The sequence below is a fragment of the Roseococcus sp. SDR genome (genome assembly GCF_019083995.1).
Classification (GTDB): Bacteria; Pseudomonadota; Alphaproteobacteria; order Acetobacterales; family Acetobacteraceae; genus Roseococcus.
In genome coordinates, this window is the sequence record NZ_JAHRCU010000015.1 from 105974 (window position 1) to 124310 (window position 18337).

The following is an 18337-nucleotide window of genomic DNA, read 5'->3' on the forward strand; positions in this document are numbered from 1 at the left end:
GGCTCAGCCCGGCGCCACTTGGCGCAGCACCTCGAGCAGCTTGTCCGGCGCCACCGGCTTCACCAGCCAGCCGGTGGCCCCCGCGCCGCGCGCCTCATCGCGCTTTGACTGCTCGGACTCGGTGGTCAGCACGAGGATCGGCAAGAAGCGGTAGGCAGGCAGCTTGCGCATCTCGCGCACCAGCGCCGCGCCGTTCATGCCGGGCATGTGGTAGTCGGTGATCATGGCGCGCAGCGGCTGCATGGATTTGAGCTGGGACAGCGCATCCTCCGCGCTCTTCGCCTTTTCGACAGGCTGGCCGGCCTGGGTCAGCACGCTGGCCATGCTGGCAAGCATGGTCGGGCTGTCATCCACGAGCATCACGGGTTTCATCAGGGCACCTCAGCCGTTGAATTTGGGAGCGGGGTTCGAGGGAGCAGGCCGGCCAGCCAGGGATCAGGCGGGGGGGCGAGCAAGGCCGGCGCGCCCGCCAGCAGCACCTGAAGCACGGCGCTGTGCAGGCCCTCGCAGGCCGAGAGATCGAGCGCCGCATCGGGCGTGGCGCGCAGCCATTCGGCCAGCGGCTCCGCCTCCTCGATGGCGACCTGGCCGCTGAGGCGGGCGAGGCCTCCCTCCATGATCATCGGCATCAGGCCACAAGCTCCGGCAGGTCAAGGATGAGCAGCACCCGGCCATCGCCCAGCACCGTGGTGCCGGTGAAGCCGCGCAGCCCCGCGAGTACGCCCTCCAGCGGCTTCACGATCGTCTCCATCACCTCCTCGAAGGCGGAGACGACGATGCCCAGCCGCTCGCCATTGAGTCGCACCACCAGGATGGCCTCCTGCGCGGGCGTCTCGCCCTCGGGCTCCGGCAGGTCGAGCAGCCGGGCGAGGCGCAGCACGGGCACCACGCGGTTCCGCAGCACGAAGGCATCATTCTCGCCCACGCGATGCAGCGCGCCGCGCGGCACCCGCACCGTCTCCACCACCAACGCCATGGGCACGCCGAAGAGCCGGTCCCCGCAGGCGACCGTCATGATGCGCGTGATGGCCATGGTGAGCGGCAGCGCGATCTCCACCAGCGTGCCCTCGCCCGGGCGGGAGGAAAGCCGCAGCCGGCCGCCGGCCCTCTCGATGCTGGTGCGCACCACATCCATGCCGACGCCCCGGCCCGACAGGTCCGAAATCGCGGCGGCGGTGGAGAAGCCGGGCAGGAAGATCAGCTGGAAGGCCTCCTCCTCGCTCATGCCGGCGGCACGATCGGGCTCGATCAGGCCCTTCTCGACCGCCTTGGCGCGCAGCCGCACCGCATCAAGGCCGCGCCCGTCATCCTGCACGCGGATCACCACATGGTCGTTCTCGTGCTGTGCCGAGAGGATGAGCGTGCCGTGCTCCGGCTTGCCGGCGGCCAGCCGCTCGGCCGGCACCTCGATGCCATGGTCGAGGCTGTTGCGCACCATGTGGATCAACGGGTCGGCCAGGGCTTCCACCACGGTCTTGTCGGCCTCGGTCTCGGCCCCTTGCAGGCGCAGCTCCACCTGCTTGTCCAGGCGGCGGGCGATGTCGCGCACCAGGCGGGGGAAGCGCTGGAAGACGTGGTCCACCGGCAGCATGCGGACCGACATGATGGCCGTCTGCATTTCCTCGGCGATGCGGTTGAAGAGGGCGTGACGGTCCTTGATCTCGCGCGCCAATTGGCGGGGCTGCAGATCTTCCTCCGCCGCGCGGCGGGCAAGCCAGGCGAGCGAGTTCTTGGCCACCACGAATTCACCGATGAGGTTCATCAGCGCATCCACCTTGGCCTGTTCGACCCGCAGGACCGAGGGCGCGGCAGGGCGCGGCACCTCTGCGGGGGCAGCGGCGGCGGGCGTGGCCGGCGGGGCGAGCAAGGCCACCAGCGCCGCGTGCAGCTCGGGCCGCGTCGCGGGCAGTTCGGCCCCGCGCCCGGCCGCGTCGAGCGCGCGCTGTGCCGCGCCACGCGCCGCGGCGATCCGGCCGCCGGCGATGGGATCGGGCTCCGGGGCAGCCTCCAGCAGGCGAAGCTGCGCGGCCAGCACGGCGCGCAGGGTTTCGTCATCATCGGCACCCCTGAGCCCGCCGATGGCGGCCATGCGCAGCTGCTCCGGGACATAGCGGAACAGCTCCGCCGCCTCGGCCGGGGCGCAGCGCGCGAGCGCCAGGTAGCGCAGGTTCGAGGCGAAGGGGTCCAGCGCCTCCAGCCGCGGCCAGGGCTCCAGCGGCTCGACGCCGATCCAGGCGAGCCCAGGCAGCTGCCGGACCAGGCCCAGCGGGTCCTCGCCACGGAAGAAGCAATGGGTATCGGGCGTATAGGTGATGGCAAGCAGCGGCCCCTCGGGCAGCGTGCCGATCCGCGCGAGCCAGGCGGGCGGCTCCTCCAGAGCCGGCCCCTCGGAGGCCTGGGCCTGGTCCCGGCCGAGCGGCGCGGCCAGGCGCTGGACCAGGGCGGCGGCCAGAGCCTCGGCCTCCCCGCCAAGGGCGCCGTCGCAGGCCAGGGCTTCGATCCAGCGGGCCAGCTGATCCAGCACGTCCAGCAGCACGTCCGCCAGCTCGGACGTCAGCGGGAGGCGGCCCGACTGCGCCGCGCCCAGCAGGTCCTCGGCTGCGTGCAGGCTGTGGATGACGGGCGGAATCTCGAAGAGGCCGGAGGTTCCCTTCAGCGTGTGGACGGCGCGGAACAGCGCGGCCATCGCCGCCGCATCCCCCGGCTCGCGCTCCAGCGCGAGCAGGCTGCGCCCCGCCTGTTCCAGCAGCTCCCTCGCCTCGGGAATGAACTGCGCGAGCAGCGGATGCTCCAGCAGGCTCATGCCGCGGGCTCCGCAGCAATAGCGAGGGCGAAGGCGGCCAGGCGCTCCGGCCGCACCGGCTTCACCAGGAAGAGGTTGGCCCCGGCGGCGAAGCCGCGCGCGGCATCGCGCGGCTCACGCTCGGTCGTGATCATGATGACCGGGAGGGCGGCCAGCGCGGGCTCGGCGCGGATGCGGCCCACCAGCGCGTAGCCATCCAGGCCTGGCATGTTCACATCGGCCAGCACCAGGCCGAAGCGGCCCGGAGCTTCCAGCAGCTGTTCCAGCGCCGCCACGCCATCCATCGCCTCGGACACGGCGAAGCCCGCCTGCTCCAGCACCGAGCGGTGGAACTTGCGCATGGTGGTCGCGTCGTCGACGACCAGGGCGGTGCGGGCGCGTGTCATGCGTGGGGCCTCTGATGCACCATGGCATCGGCACATTTCCGGACGGTGAAGAGCGAGGACATGCGGCTCATGGATTCCGAATGGCCGAGGCACAGGAAGCCGCCCGGGCGCAGGCTGTCATAGAGCGCCTCCGCCGCTTCCCGGCGGGAGGCATCGTCGAAGTAGATCAGCAGGTTGCGGCAGAAGATCACGTCATACCGGCCGCGATGCGCGCGCATCGAGTCGGGGTCGGAGAGGTTTGCCGTGCTGAAGCTCACCGCCTCGCGCAGGGCTTCGCTGATGCGCCAACGGCCCTCGCTCATCCGCTCGAAATGCCGCTGCAGCACGGCGCCCGGCAGGTTCTGCACCGAGCGCGCCTCGAAGACGCCGCGCCGGGCCTGCGCCAGCACGCGGGTGTCGATGTCGGAGCCGGTGATCTCCACCTCCACGCTGTCCAGCCCCGGCCAGTTCTGGATCAGGTGCAGCGCGATGGAATAGGGCTCTTCGCCCGTGGAGCAGGGGAGCGACCAGATGCGCAACCGCTCGCCCGGCCGGCAGGCGGCGAGGGCAGGCATCAGTTCCCGCGAGAGCGCGCGGAGCTGGTACTCCTCACGGAAGAAATAGGTCTCGTTCACCGTCATCGCGTTGACGAGGTGCTGGAATTCCGTGCCATCCGGATCGTCATGGCGCAGCGCGAAGAGATAGGCGCGCAGATCGGCGGCGCCCGTCGCCGTGATGCGTTCCTGCAGGCGGCGATCGACGAAATAGCGCTTGGCCGCGCCGAACTGGATGCCAGTGCGGCGGTAGAAGAAATCCTGGAAGCGCGCGATCTCCTCTTCCGCGAAACCCGAGGCTGGCAGGGCTGGGGAAAGATGCGTCACGCGCCCGACCCCATCTGGTCCAGTGCGATGGCAATGGCAAAGCCCAGGCAGGGTTCCTCCGCAAAGCGGGCGCGCAGGGCGAGCAGGGCCGGCGCCTCCCGCGGCGTGCCGATCTGCGCCAGCGCCTCCACGAGAGCGAGGCAGACCGCGGCATCCGCCTCCTCGGCAAGGCGCGCGGTCAGGGCCGCCCGGGCATCAGGCAAGGCGCAGCCTTCCAGGACATTGGCGGCGAAGATGCGTAGATCCGGCTCGGGCGCGGCCAGCTGCGCCGCCAGCGCGGGCACAGCCGCCCCCCCGCGGCGCCGCAGGGCGAGAATGGCGTCCTGGCGCAGCGCCACATCCTCGGAGGCCAGCAGCGGCAGCAGCCGCGCCTCCAGCCCCGCTTCCTCGAGGGCACCGAGGCGCGTGAGGATCGCATGGCGCACGGCCGCGTCGCCCTCCACCTCCAGCCGGGCGAAGAGGGGTTCAGCCAGGCTGCAATCCGCAACCGCCAGGCGGCGCTGCGCGGGGTCGGGATGGTCCAGGGGCGCGGGGCGGGGGGCGCGCGGCCTCGCGGCGCGGGTCAGCGGCACGCTCAGCGCCCCCGCCGGGCCCAGGCCTGCAGCTGCGCCGCCACACGCTCGGCCGGGAGCACCATGTCGGCCCCGCCGCGCTGGATCAGCGCGGCCGGCATGCCGAAGACCACGGCGCTGTCCTGCGATTCCGCGATCGTGCGGCCGCCACGCTCGCGCAGCTCCGCCATGCTGGCCGCACCGTCATGGCCCATGCCGGTCAGCAGCACGCCGGTGATCTGCGCCGCCGGCATCACCTGCATGGCGGTGGCGACCAGCCGGTCTGCGCTCGGGTGCCAGAGCGTGTCATCGGCAGGCACGGAGTTCACCACGATCCGGCCGAGCCGGCGTTCCAGAACGATATCGGCATCGCCCCGGCCGATATGGATGCGGCCGGCCGCCAGCGGCATCGGGCCCTCCACTTCGCACACCTCGAGCGCGCAGACGCCATCCATGCGGCGGGCGAAGACGCCGGTGAAGCTCGATGGCATGTGCTGCGCGACCAGCACGGGCCAGGGGAAATCGGTCGGCAGGGCGGGCAGGATGTCCTCCAGCGTGCGCGGTCCGCCGGTGGAGACGCCGATCAGCACCACCCCCGGCACCGCGACACCGGGTGCCGGGCGCGCCAAGCTGCGGCTTTCCACCTCGCGCCGCCGGGCGGAGACGCGGGCATGCAGCCCCACCACGCGCCGCGGCCGCGCCCGAGCCGCCGCGCGCACCTTGCCCAGAAGCAGAGGTCGGATGCGGTCGATGGACAGCGAGACGGTACCGTCGGGCTTGGGCACGAAATCCACCGCCCCAAGCTCCAACGCGCGCAGCGTGACCCCCGCGCCTTCCTCGGTGAGGGAGGAGACCATGACGACGCGGGCCGGCGCCTCGGCCTGCATCAGCGCCTCCAGGCAGGAGAGGCCGTCCAGCTCGGGCATGTTCACATCGAGGGTGACGACATCGGGCAGGAAGGCACGCGCCTGGTCCAGAGCCTCACGCCCGTTGCGGGCGAAGGCGAGGGTGAAGTCGCCCTCGGCCTCGAAGATCTGGCGCATGTGCTTGCGCATCAGCGCGCTGTCATCCACCACCAGCAATCGGATCGGCTGCGGCATCGGGCGCTCAGGCCGCTTCGAGCGCGGCGAGTTCATCGGCATCCAGAAGGCGCGCCGCCTCCAGGATCAGCACCATGCGCTTCGCTTCGGTGAGGTTCGCCACCCGCGGCATGATGCGCATCTGCCCTTCGGAGAGACGCGGCGCGGGCTGCATGGCCGAGCGCGGGATGCGCAGCACCTCCACCACCTGGTCCACGATGAAGCCGGTGCGCGTGCCGCCGATGCCGAGCACCATGATGCGCTGCCGTTCATTGCGCTCGGCCGGGGCGAGGGCGAAGCGTCGGCGCTGGTCCACCACCGGCAGCACGGCGCCACGCAGATTGACCACGCCCTCGATGAAATCGGGCGTCTGCGGGACCAGCGTCAGCTCGACCGGCACGCGCAGGATCTCCTGCACGGCCTCGATCGGCAGACCGTACTCCTCGCCGGCCAGGCGGAAGATGACAAACTGCTCCTCCTCCTCAAGGGCGGCGCCCAGGGCTTCGTGCGACATCGCGTCCTCCTCTTGGGTCTGCCGCGCCTCCAGGGCCGATTGCATGAGCCCGGCCTCGAACATGCGCGTGGCGGAGAGGATGCTGACCAGGCGCCTGCCCCCCTCCAGCCGGCAGATGGAGTCGAGGTGCTGCGCCCCACCGCCCGCCAGCAGGGGTGGCAGGGGGTCCACCACCGCGCGGGGCACGCGCAGCACCTCCTTCATGCTGTCCATGACGAGGCCGACGGTCAGCTGCGGGCGCCCAGGCACGGAGATGACCAGGACGCGCGCGCTGGCGCCCGGGGGTTCCGGTGCCTCGCCGAACAGGGTGCGCAAGGAGACCAGCGGCAGCAGCCGCTCACGCAGCGTCATCATGCCCAGCACCTCGGCGCCCGCGCGCGGCATGCGCACCACATCGGGCGGCAGCTGCACGATCTCCAGCACATCACCGATCGGCATCGCATACTCCGTACCGGCACACAGGAAGCTGACGAATTGCAGTTCTTCCTGCGTCATGGCGGCGTCCGTCTCTTCGGCGCCGGCGAGGTTCGCCGCGCGGCCTGGCCCGGCCTCGCTCCGCGCCCGGCCGAATTCGGCAATGCGTGCAAGGTCGAGCAAAAGGACCAGGCCATCCTCGCGCTTCACCACGCCCCGCAGCAGGCTGGTGTTCAGCCCATTCTCCATGCCTCCCGCCGGCTCGATCTCATGTGGCTCGGAGGCCATGACGCGCGCCATGCGGTCCACGATGAAGCCGAGCGCCGCGCCGGATTCGCGCACCACCACCACGCGCGTCGCCTCATCGGGGGCGCAGCTGGCCGCGCCAAAGGCCCGGCGCAGGCTGGTCACCGGCAGGATGCCGCCGCGCAGGTTGGCGATGCCGCTCAAGGCCGCGGGGCTATGCGGCACTTCCACCAGGGCGGGCATGCGGATGATCTCCTGCACCTCCGCCATCGGCAGGCCATAGAGGGAGCCATCCACCTGGAAGGTGACGAATTGGTGCGCGCTCTCAGCTGCGCCGGGGGTCCCCCCCTGGGCAGCCATCGGAGTGTTGCTCATGCTGCGCCCCCCGCTCAGGCGGTTTCGCTGGTCTGCAGCTCATCAGCCAGCGAAGCGATTTCCTCGACGGCGGAAGCCAGCTCCTCGGCGCCCTTTGCCTGTTCGCGCGCGGCCTGCGCGGCCTCGCGCGCGGCTTCGGAGGCCTGGGCGGCGGCGGCGGCCACCTGCTCCACGCCACGCTTCAGCTCCTCCGTGCCGGAGAGGATGCGCGTCGCGTTCTGGGCAATGTTGCGGTTGCCATCCAGCACCACCGCCATGTCGCTGGTGACGGCGGCAAGATTCGAGGTGATGACGCGGTTCTTCTCCACCTCGGCTTTGGCGAGCAACGCCGTCTCCTCCAGGTCTCGTCGGACGGCGACGATCTGGTCCTGTACGCCCTTCACCAGGTCCTTGATGCGCTCGGCATTCTCGGCGCTGTCACGCGCAAGGTTGCGGATGTCGGTGGAGACGACCATGAAGCCCTTGCCGAATTCCCCGGCGCGGGCCGCCTCGATCGAACCGTTCACCGCCAGCATGCTGGTCTGGATCGAGACGGTGGTGATGGCGTCCACGATCTTGTCGATGCGGCGGCTGACCTGCTCCAGCGCGTTGATCTGTTCCCGCGCCGCGTCATTGTCGCGCACCGAATGCTCGACGCCGGTGATCATGCGCTCCACGGCGGCGGCGTTCTCGGCGAGGCGGGCGGTCATGTCCTCGCCCTTCTCCAACGCCACGGCGGCGCGCTGGCTGGAGACCTGGGCGCTGCGCTCGATCTGCGCCAGCGCCGCCGAGGATTGCTGCGTGGCGGCGGATTGCTGCTGCGCGCCGCGGCTGATCTGGTCGATGGCGGTCATGATCTCGGCGGCCGCGCGGTTGATCTCCTCGACGGCGGCGGAGAGTTCCTCGGCCGCCGAGGCCACCTCCTCGGCGCTCTTGCCGATATCGGTGCTGTTCTTCAGATCGTCCGAAAGCTCGGAAAGCTCGCTCGCCGCGCCCTCGGACTGCGCCAGGGCGGTGGTTTGCTGCTCGACGGTCTTCACCGCCTCCTCGCAGGCAGCGGATTGCTCCTGCGCCGCGGCGGAGATGGTTTCGGAGCCCTTCTGTGCCTCGCTGGATGCGCTCTCCGCCTCCTGGGCCGAGCCCCGGATTTCGGTGGCGCCGGTCACGATCACGGTCATGTCGGCGCGGATGCGTTCCAGCTGGGCGGCCACGACGCGGCCGTTCTCCACCTCCTGCTGCGCAGCGGTGGCGGAGGTGTTGATCCCCTCGGCAATCACCTTCACGTCGGATTGGATCTGGCCGACCATCGCCTGGATGTCGCGTGCGCTCTTCTCGGAGGTCTCGGCCAGGGTGCGCACCTCATCGGCCACCACGGCGAAGCCCTTGCCATGCTGGCCGGCGCGGGCGGCCTCGATGGCGGCGTTCAGGGCCAGCAGATTGGTCTGGTCGGCGATATGCGCCACCGCCTTCACGATCTCGCCGATATTGGCGGCTTGGCGATCCAGCTCCTCCACCATGCCGACCGAGGCACCCTGGCGCTCGGCCGCCTGGCCGACCGCGGCGACCGAGGCGCTGATCTGCGTGTTCACGGCCCCCAGCAGGTCCCGCAAGGCTTCGGTCTTGCCCAGCGAGATCCCGGCGGCCTCGGCCGTCTGACGGATGCTTTCGGCGATGCGCGTGACGGCGCGTTGCGATTGCTCGGCGGCGGAGGAGGCCTCGGCGGCACCGGAGGCGATCTGGGTCATCGCCTTGCGGAGTTGCTCCGAGGCGGCGGCCGCTTCGGCGATGCCCGACGAAACCTGGGTGGTGGCCGACGCCACACGCTCGGCTGCCTTCTGCTGGCGGGCGAAGGTACGCTGACGGCGCTTGGGCTCGGGGGCGCGCGGGGCCGGGGCGCGGAGGGCGGGCTTGGGCGTCCAGTCGGCCGCCTTTCCGTTCATGTGGCCGTTGGCTTTGGCAGGCGCATGGCCGTTGGCGGCGATCAGGGGCATGGACGTGTCCTCGTTGGCAGAGGAAGAGCCCTTAGCGCCCGCGGCTTAACCAATCCTTTCGCGGGCGTTCCGCTCCACCGGCCGTGCGACCATGACCCTCCGACACGCTGCGACCATGGAGCAAGAACGGTGACATCCAGGCCGGCGCTGTGTCCGAGAGCCAGGAGATGATCCTGCTGCAGACCTTCAAAGGCGGGATGCGGGTGACATGCGGCATGCTGACCAACGATGATCCCAGCGCCCTACCGTGAGCTGACCCGGCTGCGCGGACACCCCAAGGGTTGATACCGATATGCTCAGGCGGCCACGTGCCCGCGCGTCGTCATCCGACCGTCGGCACGGTGGTCATGATGCGGCAGGGGGGGGGCACCTGAGGGGCGTGATGGCGGTGCGACACCTGCGCTCCGGCGGATATTCCGCTGACCTGGCCGCGTGGCGCTGGGCGCTGGACGCACGAAGGCCGGAGACATTGTGATTTGAGGCGTCTTTGGGAATGCGGGGACGCGCAGACAGCTTGATTTGCTATTGGTCGCTTAAAGGCTGCCCGCGCGCCCGAACATCTTTCCCTGTCACTCGGCACTCCTGGAACCCCGGTCATTGAACCGACGCTCAGAGGAGGTCCGCATCGCGCCCTTACGCCGCTCGTTGTCCGCTTTAGCGGCATCGGTCCATGGCGAAGGGGTCGGCGGCCCCTCTGTATTGCGTGGAATCACGCGTAGCAGCCCTTGGCAGCGGCCTCGCGGCGGATCATGTCTCGTTGTGGTGCGGCGGCGGGTCGAGGTCAAAGCTCTGGTCCGCCGTCGTGACAGGCTCGCCGGGTGGCAGGCCTTGCTCGTCTTGCACGCTCCCAGCGGTGACATCATCGGCGCCAAATGATGCATCCACGAGGTGCGCAGGGGGCAGCTCAACGTCTGGTCCCGACTGAAGATGGTGTCCGTCCACCTGGTCCATCGCCAGCTGGTCGAGATAGGGGTTCGCGCTGTGAACGTCGCTCCCCCCATCGGCCGCTGGTGCGCCGGCGGGATCCGGTGCCAGCGCGACATAGGGCGAAGCCGGCGCATCGCCCTCCTCCGGCATGTCAGACGACCAGCCATAGTGGTTCCCGTGGGCGATGACCGCCTTGCCCATGCTGCTTCTGGTCGCCATCGTTTGGTATCGGCGGTGGCGGCGCGATCCGAAGGCGTTCCGGGAGCGGCTTGGCACCACGACGCCCGGTGTCACCATCCCCGGCTCCTCGACCTTCAGGCCGCCGAACGGGCGCCTCTGAATACATGAACCGGGCAGCCTGTTCGGAAGCTGCCCCCGCGCGCTCACCGTGGCGGCAGCCTTGCCGACGACTGAACATCGTGAAAGGAATCCAGGGGGCGGGAGCGAAGCGGGACGCAGGGTGCCGGGGTCGAGACGTCAAGTCGGGGAAAGCGAGGGGATGATCGCCCTGCGGGGCCTCCTTTCGCCGGCCGGCATCATGCTCGCCGCCGCCGCCTTCTGCACGCTCTGCGTGGCCCTGGTTCTCGCGGCCGTGCTGTCGCAGCCCTGGCTCGGCCTGACCCTCGCCGGAACACCGGATGGCGGCACCAGGATCCTGGCCGTGGCGCAGGACGGGCCGGCGGCGCGGGCCGGGTTGCGGGCCGGCCAGATGGTGCTCGCCGTCGGAGAGGGGGAGACGCTCCGGCTGCGCGCCGATGACCTCATGGAGGAACCGGACGGGCATGACAGCTACGCGGCCTATCGCGACTTCATGGCCCGGCAATCCCGGTTGGCGACGCTGCTTGCCGCGCCGGAGGTGGCGCTGCGTGTCGCCACGGAGGGTGACACCATGGGGGAGCTGCGCCTCCTGCGCGCCGAGGCACGCCCACTCGGCGCGCTGCCGGCGGTGTTCTGGGTCCAGGTCGCATCGGCGATCGGCTGCCTGACGATCGGCGCCTGGGTGTGGTCCCTGCGGCGTGGCGACCTGGGGGCTCTCCTCTTCGCCCTTTCGGGGCTCGGGCTCTTCGCATCGGCGCTTTCGGCCTCGGTCTACAGCACGCGCGAACTGGCGCTGGACGGCGATCTGTTCCGGGCGCTTTCGGCCATGAATCACTTCGGCGCCTACCTCTTCGGCGTCGCGATGATCGCGCTCTTCCTGACCTATCCGCGCCCGCTGGTGCGGCCTGCGGCGCTGCTGGCGCTGCCGGTCCTGTTCCTCCCGCTCTACCTCGCCAACATCGCGCATCTTGTGGAGACACCAGCGCAGGGCATCCATCTGCCGGTGGCCCTGATGATGCTCGGCATCATCATGCTGGTGGTGCTGCAATGGGTGCTGGCGCGGCGCGACCCGGTCTCGCGCGCGGCGCTGCGCTGGATGGGTCTCTCGGTGGTGCTGGGCGCGGGCGCCTTTGTCGCCGCCATCGCGGTGCCCCCATTGCTCGGCCGGGAGCCGGCGCTCAGCCAGGGCTACGCGCTGGCCTTCTTCGGGCTGGTCTATGCCGGCATCGCGCTCGGCATCCGCCGCTACCGCCTGTTCGACCTCGGCACCTGGTCCTTCCGCATCCTCTTCTACGCCGCGGGCCTGCTGCTGATGGTGGCACTCGACGCAGCGCTGATCATGCTGCTGAACCTGGACCAGGCCCCCGCCTTCGGCATCGCCCTGCTCGCCGTGGGGTTTCTCTATCTGCCACTGCGCGATGCGCTGGCGCGTCGCCTGAGCGGCCGGCGGCAGCCGGAGCCACATGAGATCTTCGCCGCGGCGCTGGACGTGACCTTCGCGCCGACGGCCGCCGGGCGGGCGGAGCGCTGGCGCGGCTTGCTGACCCGGCTGTTCGATCCGCTGGAGATGGAACCCCGCGCCGAAGCACCGCTTCTGCCCGAGGCGAGCGCCGATGGGCTGGAGATGACCCTCCCCGCCCTGGCCAATGCGCCGCCGCTGCGGTTGCGCTTTCCGTTTCGGGGCCGGGGCCTGTTCGGCCCGCCCCATCTCGACCTCGTCCGTCAACTCGCGGTGCTGATCGCCGAGGCGGCCCGCAGCCGGGACGCCTATGAGCGCGGAGTCGCGGAGGAGCGGCGCCGCATCGCGCGAGATCTGCATGATGACGTGGGCGCACGACTGCTGACCGGACTGAATGGCGCGCCCAGGGAGACGCGGCCGCTCCTGCAAGCCGCACTCACCGACATCCGCGCCATCGTCAGCGGGCTCTCAGGCGAAAGGGTGACGCTGGATCAGGTGCTGGCGGAGATGCGGCATGAGGCGGCGCGCCGCTGCGAGGGCGCCGGCGTCTGCCTCGACTGGCCGCTCGTTGCCCCGATGGAGGGCACGGCGCTCGAGTATCGCGAGGCCAAGGCCCTGACATCGGCGATGCGCGAGATCGTCAGCAACATGCTGCGCCACGCGGCTGCGGGGCGGTTCAGCGTTCATGTCGTCCATGCCGCGGGCCAGCTGACACTGTGGGCGAGCGATGACGGCGTGGGCTTCGGGCAGCCGGATGGCGCCGGGTTCGGGCTGACGAACATGCGCCAGCGCATCAGCGAACTCGGCGGCAGCCTGGCGATCGAATCCGGTCCGGAAGGCACCCGCACGACGATCCGCCTGCCGCTGCCCGCCGCCTGAGCGCCACGCCATGATGCTCCATGCCGCCGCCACGCCGCGCAGCTGCCTGATCGTCGAGGACCTCCCGGCCTCGCGCGAGATGCTCCGCCGCGTGGCCGAGGCCGCCTTCCCGGGTATCATCACCTGCGCCGCGGCCAGCCTTCGCGAGGCCCTCGCCGCCCTCGGCGGGGCGCAGAGTGGCTTCGACCTCGCGCTGATCGACCTCGGCCTGCCCGATGGCTCGGGGCTCGCGCTCCTGCACCGGATCGCCGAGGCGCATGCGGCGACGCTGCCCGTGGTGGCGACGATCTATGATGGCGACGCCCATCTCTTCGAGGCGATCGCCGCCGGCGCGCGGGGCTACCTGTTGAAGCAGGAGGAGCCCGCGCTGCTGGTCGAGTATCTGCGCCGCATCGAGCGCGGCGAGCCGCCGCTTTCCCCGGCCATTGCGCACCGGATCCTGGCGCATTTCCGCAGCCGCGGTCCCGGGCGGCGCGACGAGGCGGGGCTGACGCCACGTGAGGCCGAGACGCTCGCGCTGCTCGCCCGTGGCCTGACCGTGGCAGAGGCGGCGGCGCAGATGGGGCTGAAGCCGCAGACGGTCGCAAGCTACGTCAAGGTGATCTACCAGAAGCTCGATGTGGACACGCGCGCCGAGGCGACGCGCGAGGCGATCCGGCGCGGCCTCGCCTGACGTCTTCCCCCCCGTTCAGGGGTGTTGGCGTTTGGTGGCACGGTCCAGGATCGTCGGGATGTTCATCGTGCCCCCCATGGCCGGGTTGCTCGCCTTCGTGCTGCTGATGGTGTCGCCCGCCGCGGGCCAGCCGCAGGCCTGCGCGGTGCCCGCCGGTCCGCTCCAGGCGACGCTCTGCCAGGATGCGACCCTGCGGGAGCTGGATGCGCGGCTACGCGCACTCGAGGTCGCGGTGGCCGCACGGGAGACGCGCCATGCCACCTTCACCTATCGCGCGCGCGCCTGGCGTGAGGCGCTGGCCGCCGGCACGCCGGATCTGGAGGGGCTGCGGGATGTCTATGCCGAACGCATCGCCGCCCTGCAGGAGACGCTGCGCCAGGCCCGGGCCATGCGCCGCATCGCGCAGCGGCGCGGGCCGGATGGCCGGATGCTCGCGGCAGAAGGTGGCGTGATCCCGCAGCCGGCGGCGATGGACCGGCGCTGCCTCGGTGGCGTGCTCCAGGCCTGCCGCGTGACCGGCATGGGCGTCGCAATGGGCGAGGATGGCCACAACCGCGTGTATTGGCAGATCCAGGAGGGCTTCACCGATGCGGATGGCGTGCGCTCCGGCATCGTCCTCCTCGCGGAAGCGCGGGGCGGCGTCCGCCTCCTTGGCTGGTCCTTCGAGGGGCATGGCTATGAGGCTCCGCGGATTATCTCCGCGGAGGGCGGGCCGCTGCTGCATGTCCGCGGCATGGCGGGCGGCACCGGTCGGGCGAATGGCGACCTGCTTTTCCGGCCGGGGCCGCGGGGCTGGGACGAGATCGAGACCGAAAGCTGGCGAGACGCCTTGCCGGGCCGCCTGCCAGCCGGGCTCGAGCTGCGCCAGGCGGTCAGCTACGATTTTTCCCAGATGACCGCCGAGGCGCGGCTGTCGCGCAGCGAGGATGCGAATTGCTGTCCCTCCGGCGGGGCCGCGATGCTGGATTTCCGCATCGAGGGGCAGGCCCTTGTGCTGGCGGGGGTGGGGCTCGACGCCATCGCACGCGCCGTGCCGCAGCGGCCCGAAGCCTGCGCCGCGGAACGCGCGACCTATCGCCTCGATGCCCCGGCTGAATGGACGGCGGAATTGCTCCGAGAAGGGCCGCCCGCTTCAGCAGCCTCGGACCTCCTGCTGCGATTGCGCTCGGGTGCGAGCGGGCGGGACTACTGGTTCCGCTTCGCAGCCGCGCAGGGCTATGGGGGGCTGACGATCTGGCCCGTCGCGCCACCGGGGCCCGAGGCGGCCGAGGACGGCGTGCAAGACCTCGAGACCGACGAGGCCCTGCGCCTCGAAGTCCACGTGATCACCGATGAGCTGAGCCTCTTGCCCGATCCGCCGCGCAGCGGTCAGCCAGCGCCGCGGCGGCTGTTCATGCCGTCCCTCGGGCGCGCGCTGCACTATGGCGAATTGCCGCAGCAGGCGGCGGCACCCGCCGCAGTTGAGACAATGCCGTCTGCCTTCTGGGTGCTCGCGGCCTGCCGCTGAGCCACCTCCCTCAACCCACCATGTCCGGAACTGGAAACATCATGCCGAACCGTGCCGTCATCCGTCGCACCGCAACACTGGCCGCCATGCTGCTGCTGGGCGGCTGCCTCGGCGCCAATGAGGGCGTGCGCCCTGCCACCCAGCGCGGCAGCGTACTAACCGGCTTCGCCCCGACCTCGGACGTGGTTGTCAACGGCGCTTCCTACATGGCCGGCGCGCCGCGCCGCGTCGCCGTGGTCGGCTTCGTCGTCGCCTTCCAGACGGACCTCTCGGCGTCTGCCTCCGCCTCCCGCCTGGGCAGTGCGGGCGTGGCGCGGGCGTCCGTGCGCGCCAATCTGAGCGGTGTGGACGAAGCCCGCATGCAGCAGATCACCGATGCCGCCTGGCGTGACTTCCAGGAGCGCATGCGCAGCGCCGGGGTCGAGCTGGTCGATCCGCCGGCCACCGTCGCCGGCCAGCCGAGTCCGGCGCGGGGCAGCGGGATCATCGCCTTCGCGCCCACGGGCCGCGCCGTGATCGGCACGGATACGGGCCTGCCGGGCGTCTCCGGCTTCAGCGGCTTCGACACCAATTCGGCCACGCGCGTCATCAGCGCGCTGCCGCGCCAGGATGGGGTGACGGCGGTGGCGGTGCGCTACTATGTGGACTTCGCCAATGCCGAGACATCGGGCGGCATGTTTGCCGGCCGCGCGAGCGCCGAGTTCTCGCCGGCATTGTCGGTGCGTGCCGGCAGCGGCATCAGCAGCATCGGCACCCCGCGTGGCGTCGGTTGCGTCGGCTACTGCCCGAACAACATCGGCAGCATCAATCTGGGCCAGGCGGTCTTCTCGATGGATCGCTATGGCGAGTCGGTGCGTGACAGCTCCGCCGGCGCCGTCGCGACGAGTGTCCTGGGCGCGCTGAGCGGGGCTTCCATCGGCCGCTATGAGGTGCGGGCCGACCCGGCCGAGTATGCGCGCATCGCGGGCGGCCTGCTGGGCGAGGCACAGGGCAAGGTGGTGGGGGCGCTGCTCGGGGCCATGGGAGCGACGACCGGGAGCTGATACGGCAGGTCCGGACTTGGAGCATTCGACGCCACGGGCAGGTCCGCTCCTGGCCGCCACGCTGGGCATCCTGCTTCTTCTGGGCGGGCTCTACGGAACGCTGGCCGGGGCATTGCTGGGGCTGGGCGAAGTGACGGCCCTGCCGGCCGTCGTGCTGGGCGTGGCCCTGGCCTGTCGGCGGCCCGCCGGGACCTCACTCCTGACCATCGCCGCCTGGATCGCCATCGGCCTGCTTGCGGCACTCGCGCTGCGCACCGCGCTGGGGGCCTTGGGTGCGACCGCCTGGTTGCCCGCGACCGGCGAAGCGCTCTCGACGCCGGATCTCCTGCTCGATGCCGCGTGGCTCTGCGCCCTCGCGGGACTGGCGCTTCGTGGCGGAGGACTACGCCTCTCGGGGCCGGTCCTGGCGGCCATCGTGGCGACGACGCGCATCGGCGCCTTCGTGGAACTGCCCGAGGCCCTGCTGCGCGAAGCCTGGGCGCTCTCCGTCGGGATGACGGGCTTCCGTAAGCGTGCACTGACGGCTACGGCGTCGGCGGCTTGACGGTGGTCAGGCTGTGTCGGGCCGCATGTTCCATGGCGCGAGATCGCCGATGCGGTTGATCGGGTGGTCGGCGATGCGGTCCAGGAGGACGCGGAGATACGCCTGCGGATCCCAGCCGTTCAGTTCCGCGGTGCCGACGAGGGTGTAGATGATGGCGGCGCGCCTGCCGCCCTCGAGCGACCCGCCGAACAAATAGTTCTTCCGACCCAGCGCGAGCGGCCGCATCCGCCGCTCGGCGGCGTTGTTGTGCAGGCAGGCCCGGCCGTCACGCAGCACCGTCGTCAGCGCGCCCCACTGCGCCAGCGTGTAGCGGATCGCCTTGGCCAGGTCCGACTTGCCGGAGATCCGCCGCAGCGTCGCCTCCAGCCAGGCCTGCAGGTCTGCCATCACCAGCGCCGAGCGCGCCTGGCGGGCGGCGAGGCGCGCCTCCGGCGGCTGCCCGTGGATCTCCGCCTCGATCGCGAACAACGGCTGCATGCGCTCGATCGCCTCGCGCGCGATCGGGCTGCCATTGGCCAGCAGCTCGTCGTGGAAGTAGCGCCGCGCATGCGTCCAGCACGCCGCCTCCACCACGCGGCCGGTCTCGTAGAGGGCGTTGAACCCGGCATAGGCGTCGGCCTGCAGGATGCCCTGGAAGTCGCGTAGGCACCGCTGCGGATGCTCTCCCTTCCGGTCCGGCGTGAGCTCGTAGAGCACCGCGGGCGGGTCGCGCCCACCGAATGGTCGATCGTCACGCAGATAGGCCCAGAACCGCGCCGCCTGCGTCCTGCCGCGACCCGGCGAGAGCATCGGCATCGGCGTGTCGTCGGCATGCACCCGCGGCCCGGCCAGGGCGTGGCGGCCGATATAGGCGGCCATCGGCTCGGCCAGCGCAGCCGACCTGCCGACCCAACCCGCCAGCAGCCCGCGCGGCAGGTCCAGACCGTCGCGCGCGTAGATCTCCGACTGGCGATAGAGCGGGATGTTGTCGCAGTACTTCGAGACCAGCACATGGGCGAGCAGCCCGGGGCCCGGCCTGCCGCGCTCGATCGGCAGCGAGGGCATCGGCGCCTGTGTCATCGCCTCGCAACTCCGGCAGGAGAATGCGGGCCGGACGTGGCGCACCACCTCGAACCGGCCGGGGCGGTATTCGAGGATCTCCGTCACGTCCTCGCCGACCTTGCGCAGCGCGCCGCCGCAGGCGCGGCAGGTGCAGCCCTCGGCAGGCAAGTGCTCGACATCCCACCGCGGCAGACTGTCCGGCAGCGACTTGCGCCCACGGCGTCGCGCCTTCTCTTCCGGCGCCTTGGCGCTGGCCGCCTCGTCCTCGGCGACGACGCGCCACCACGCTGATCACCTCGTCCAATCGACCGTCCGGCACCGACCTTACCCCTAGGCTTAAGGGCGATAACGGACTTCCGCTCCACCCAGCGGCCAGGCAGGTCAGCCGATCAACGCAGCGCGCCGCAGGGCAGTCGATGGAGGACGCTTACTTCTTCATCGCCATCCCTCCGTCTCCAAGCCCAATCCTAAACTGGAACTTTCCAGCTCAGGGCGGCCCAGGATCCGGGAGGCAGGTCAGAGCTGAGCGCGCTGCTGCGCGCGGGCGGCTGGGCCCAGAACGACGAAGGCCCCTCGGCGTGTGGGCCAGAGAGGCTTTTGGGGTCATGTTCGGCTAAAGTGGATGCGGGGACAGGATTTGAACCTGTGACCTTCAGGTTATGAGCCTGACGAGCTACCGGGCTGCTCCACCCCGCGTGAAGTTGTGTGCACAAAAAAAGGTTTTCGGTTGGGTGGCCTGGCGCTGACC

General features: G+C 70.8%; 16 protein-coding genes, 1 tRNA gene and 1 pseudogene. 6 read left to right on the forward strand and 12 right to left on the reverse strand.

Translation table 11 applies throughout. The features are described from left to right. Positions 1-3: 3 nt before the first annotated feature. The 10 genes from KTR66_RS17030 to KTR66_RS17075 form a co-directional block, all read right to left on the reverse strand. Positions 4-372, reverse strand: a complete 369-nt coding sequence (locus KTR66_RS17030) for a response regulator (RefSeq protein ID WP_249732208.1) — start codon at positions 370-372, stop codon at positions 4-6. Further along, the gene (locus KTR66_RS17035; protein ID WP_213614576.1) at positions 372-629 is read right to left on the reverse strand and encodes a hypothetical protein; all 258 of its coding nucleotides are present in this window, start codon (positions 627-629) and stop codon (positions 372-374) included. Before KTR66_RS17035 ends, KTR66_RS17030 begins: the two co-directional genes overlap by 1 nt. Then, the gene (locus tag KTR66_RS17040; RefSeq protein ID WP_249732209.1) at positions 629-2803 is read right to left on the reverse strand and encodes a chemotaxis protein CheA; all 2175 of its coding nucleotides are present in this window, start codon (positions 2801-2803) and stop codon (positions 629-631) included. Before KTR66_RS17040 ends, KTR66_RS17035 begins: the two co-directional genes overlap by 1 nt. Then, positions 2800-3189 (reverse strand): PleD family two-component system response regulator, encoded by a 390-nt coding sequence (locus KTR66_RS17045; protein WP_213614578.1) that lies wholly within the window; start codon positions 3187-3189, stop codon positions 2800-2802. Before KTR66_RS17045 ends, KTR66_RS17040 begins: the two co-directional genes overlap by 4 nt. After that, a complete protein-coding gene (locus tag KTR66_RS17050; protein ID WP_371819155.1) occupies positions 3186-4049 on the reverse strand; it encodes a protein-glutamate O-methyltransferase CheR in 864 nt (287 codons plus the stop codon). The genes KTR66_RS17045 and KTR66_RS17050 overlap by 4 nt, the downstream gene beginning before the upstream one ends. Then, positions 4046-4621, reverse strand: a complete 576-nt coding sequence (locus KTR66_RS17055) for a HEAT repeat domain-containing protein (RefSeq protein ID WP_213614580.1) — start codon at positions 4619-4621, stop codon at positions 4046-4048. The genes KTR66_RS17050 and KTR66_RS17055 overlap by 4 nt, the downstream gene beginning before the upstream one ends. A gap of 2 nt (positions 4622-4623) precedes the next feature. Further along, a complete protein-coding gene (gene cheB / locus KTR66_RS17060; RefSeq protein WP_213614583.1) occupies positions 4624-5700 on the reverse strand; it encodes a chemotaxis-specific protein-glutamate methyltransferase CheB in 1077 nt (358 codons plus the stop codon). Between the two features lie 7 nt (positions 5701-5707). Continuing rightward, on the reverse strand, positions 5708-7228 hold the full coding sequence (locus KTR66_RS17065) for a chemotaxis protein CheW (RefSeq protein ID WP_213614585.1): 1521 nt from the start codon (positions 7226-7228) through the stop codon (positions 5708-5710). Positions 7229-7242: 14 nt separating this feature from the next. Beyond that, positions 7243-9198 carry a methyl-accepting chemotaxis protein gene (locus KTR66_RS17070; protein ID WP_249732210.1) on the reverse strand — a complete coding sequence of 652 codons (1956 nt, stop codon included), beginning with the start codon at positions 9196-9198 and terminating at the stop codon, positions 7243-7245. A 747-nt stretch (positions 9199-9945) separates the two neighbouring features. Further along, positions 9946-10326: a hypothetical protein gene (locus KTR66_RS17075; RefSeq protein ID WP_213614587.1), complete on the reverse strand. Its 381-nt coding sequence runs from the start codon at positions 10324-10326 to the stop codon at positions 9946-9948. Between KTR66_RS17075 and KTR66_RS17080 the strand changes: the two genes are divergently transcribed. From KTR66_RS17080 to KTR66_RS17105, 6 genes are all read left to right on the forward strand, one after another. Continuing rightward, positions 10325-10465, forward strand: coding sequence for a hypothetical protein (locus KTR66_RS17080; RefSeq protein ID WP_213614589.1), 141 nt, complete (start codon positions 10325-10327; stop codon positions 10463-10465). The two genes, KTR66_RS17075 and KTR66_RS17080, sit on opposite strands and share 2 nt — an antisense overlap. Positions 10466-10624: 159 nt before the next feature. After that, the gene (locus tag KTR66_RS17085; protein WP_213614591.1) at positions 10625-12781 is read left to right on the forward strand and encodes an ATP-binding protein; all 2157 of its coding nucleotides are present in this window, start codon (positions 10625-10627) and stop codon (positions 12779-12781) included. A gap of 10 nt (positions 12782-12791) precedes the next feature. Then, positions 12792-13454: a response regulator transcription factor gene (locus tag KTR66_RS17090; protein WP_213614593.1), complete on the forward strand. Its 663-nt coding sequence runs from the start codon at positions 12792-12794 to the stop codon at positions 13452-13454. 58 nt (positions 13455-13512) lie between these two features. After that, positions 13513-14961 (forward strand): hypothetical protein, encoded by a 1449-nt coding sequence (locus KTR66_RS17095; protein ID WP_213614595.1) that lies wholly within the window; start codon positions 13513-13515, stop codon positions 14959-14961. A 41-nt stretch (positions 14962-15002) separates the two neighbouring features. After that, a complete protein-coding gene (locus KTR66_RS17100) occupies positions 15003-16004 on the forward strand; it encodes a hypothetical protein (RefSeq protein ID WP_213614597.1) in 1002 nt (333 codons plus the stop codon). A gap of 16 nt (positions 16005-16020) precedes the next feature. Continuing rightward, positions 16021-16548, forward strand: a complete 528-nt coding sequence (locus KTR66_RS17105) for a hypothetical protein (RefSeq protein WP_213614599.1) — start codon at positions 16021-16023, stop codon at positions 16546-16548. A gap of 6 nt (positions 16549-16554) precedes the next feature. Here KTR66_RS17105 and tnpC read toward each other — a convergent pair. Next, a pseudogene (gene tnpC / locus KTR66_RS17110) lies at positions 16555-17850 on the reverse strand (IS66 family transposase); the annotation flags it as partial. Between the two features lie 358 nt (positions 17851-18208). After that, positions 18209-18285, reverse strand: a tRNA-Met gene (locus KTR66_RS17115). Between the last annotated feature and the right edge of the window lie 52 nt (positions 18286-18337).

Bases quoted from the DNA above. Each gene is read 5' to 3' on its own strand.
- KTR66_RS17030 (WP_249732208.1), bottom strand. From the start codon at position 372: ATGAAACCCGTGATGCTCGTGGATGACAGCCCGACCATGCTTGCCAGC.
- KTR66_RS17035 (WP_213614576.1), bottom strand. From the start codon at position 629: ATGCCGATGATCATGGAGGGAGGCCTCGCCCGCCTCAGCGGCCAGGTC.
- KTR66_RS17040 (WP_249732209.1), bottom strand. From the start codon at position 2,803: ATGAGCCTGCTGGAGCATCCGCTGCTCGCGCAGTTCATTCCCGAGGCG.
- KTR66_RS17045 (WP_213614578.1), bottom strand. From the start codon at position 3,189: ATGACACGCGCCCGCACCGCCCTGGTCGTCGACGACGCGACCACCATG.
- cheB (WP_213614583.1), bottom strand. From the start codon at position 5,700: ATGCCGCAGCCGATCCGATTGCTGGTGGTGGATGACAGCGCGCTGATG.
- KTR66_RS17065 (WP_213614585.1), bottom strand. From the start codon at position 7,228: ATGAGCAACACTCCGATGGCTGCCCAGGGGGGGACCCCCGGCGCAGCT.
- KTR66_RS17070 (WP_249732210.1), bottom strand. From the start codon at position 9,198: ATGCCCCTGATCGCCGCCAACGGCCATGCGCCTGCCAAAGCCAACGGC.
- KTR66_RS17080 (WP_213614589.1), top strand. From the start codon at position 10,325: ATGCTGCTTCTGGTCGCCATCGTTTGGTATCGGCGGTGGCGGCGCGAT.
- KTR66_RS17075 (WP_213614587.1), bottom strand. From the start codon at position 10,326: ATGGGCAAGGCGGTCATCGCCCACGGGAACCACTATGGCTGGTCGTCT.
- KTR66_RS17085 (WP_213614591.1), top strand. From the start codon at position 10,625: ATGATCGCCCTGCGGGGCCTCCTTTCGCCGGCCGGCATCATGCTCGCC.
- KTR66_RS17090 (WP_213614593.1), top strand. From the start codon at position 12,792: ATGATGCTCCATGCCGCCGCCACGCCGCGCAGCTGCCTGATCGTCGAG.
- KTR66_RS17095 (WP_213614595.1), top strand. From the start codon at position 13,513: ATGTTCATCGTGCCCCCCATGGCCGGGTTGCTCGCCTTCGTGCTGCTG.
- KTR66_RS17100 (WP_213614597.1), top strand. From the start codon at position 15,003: ATGCCGAACCGTGCCGTCATCCGTCGCACCGCAACACTGGCCGCCATG.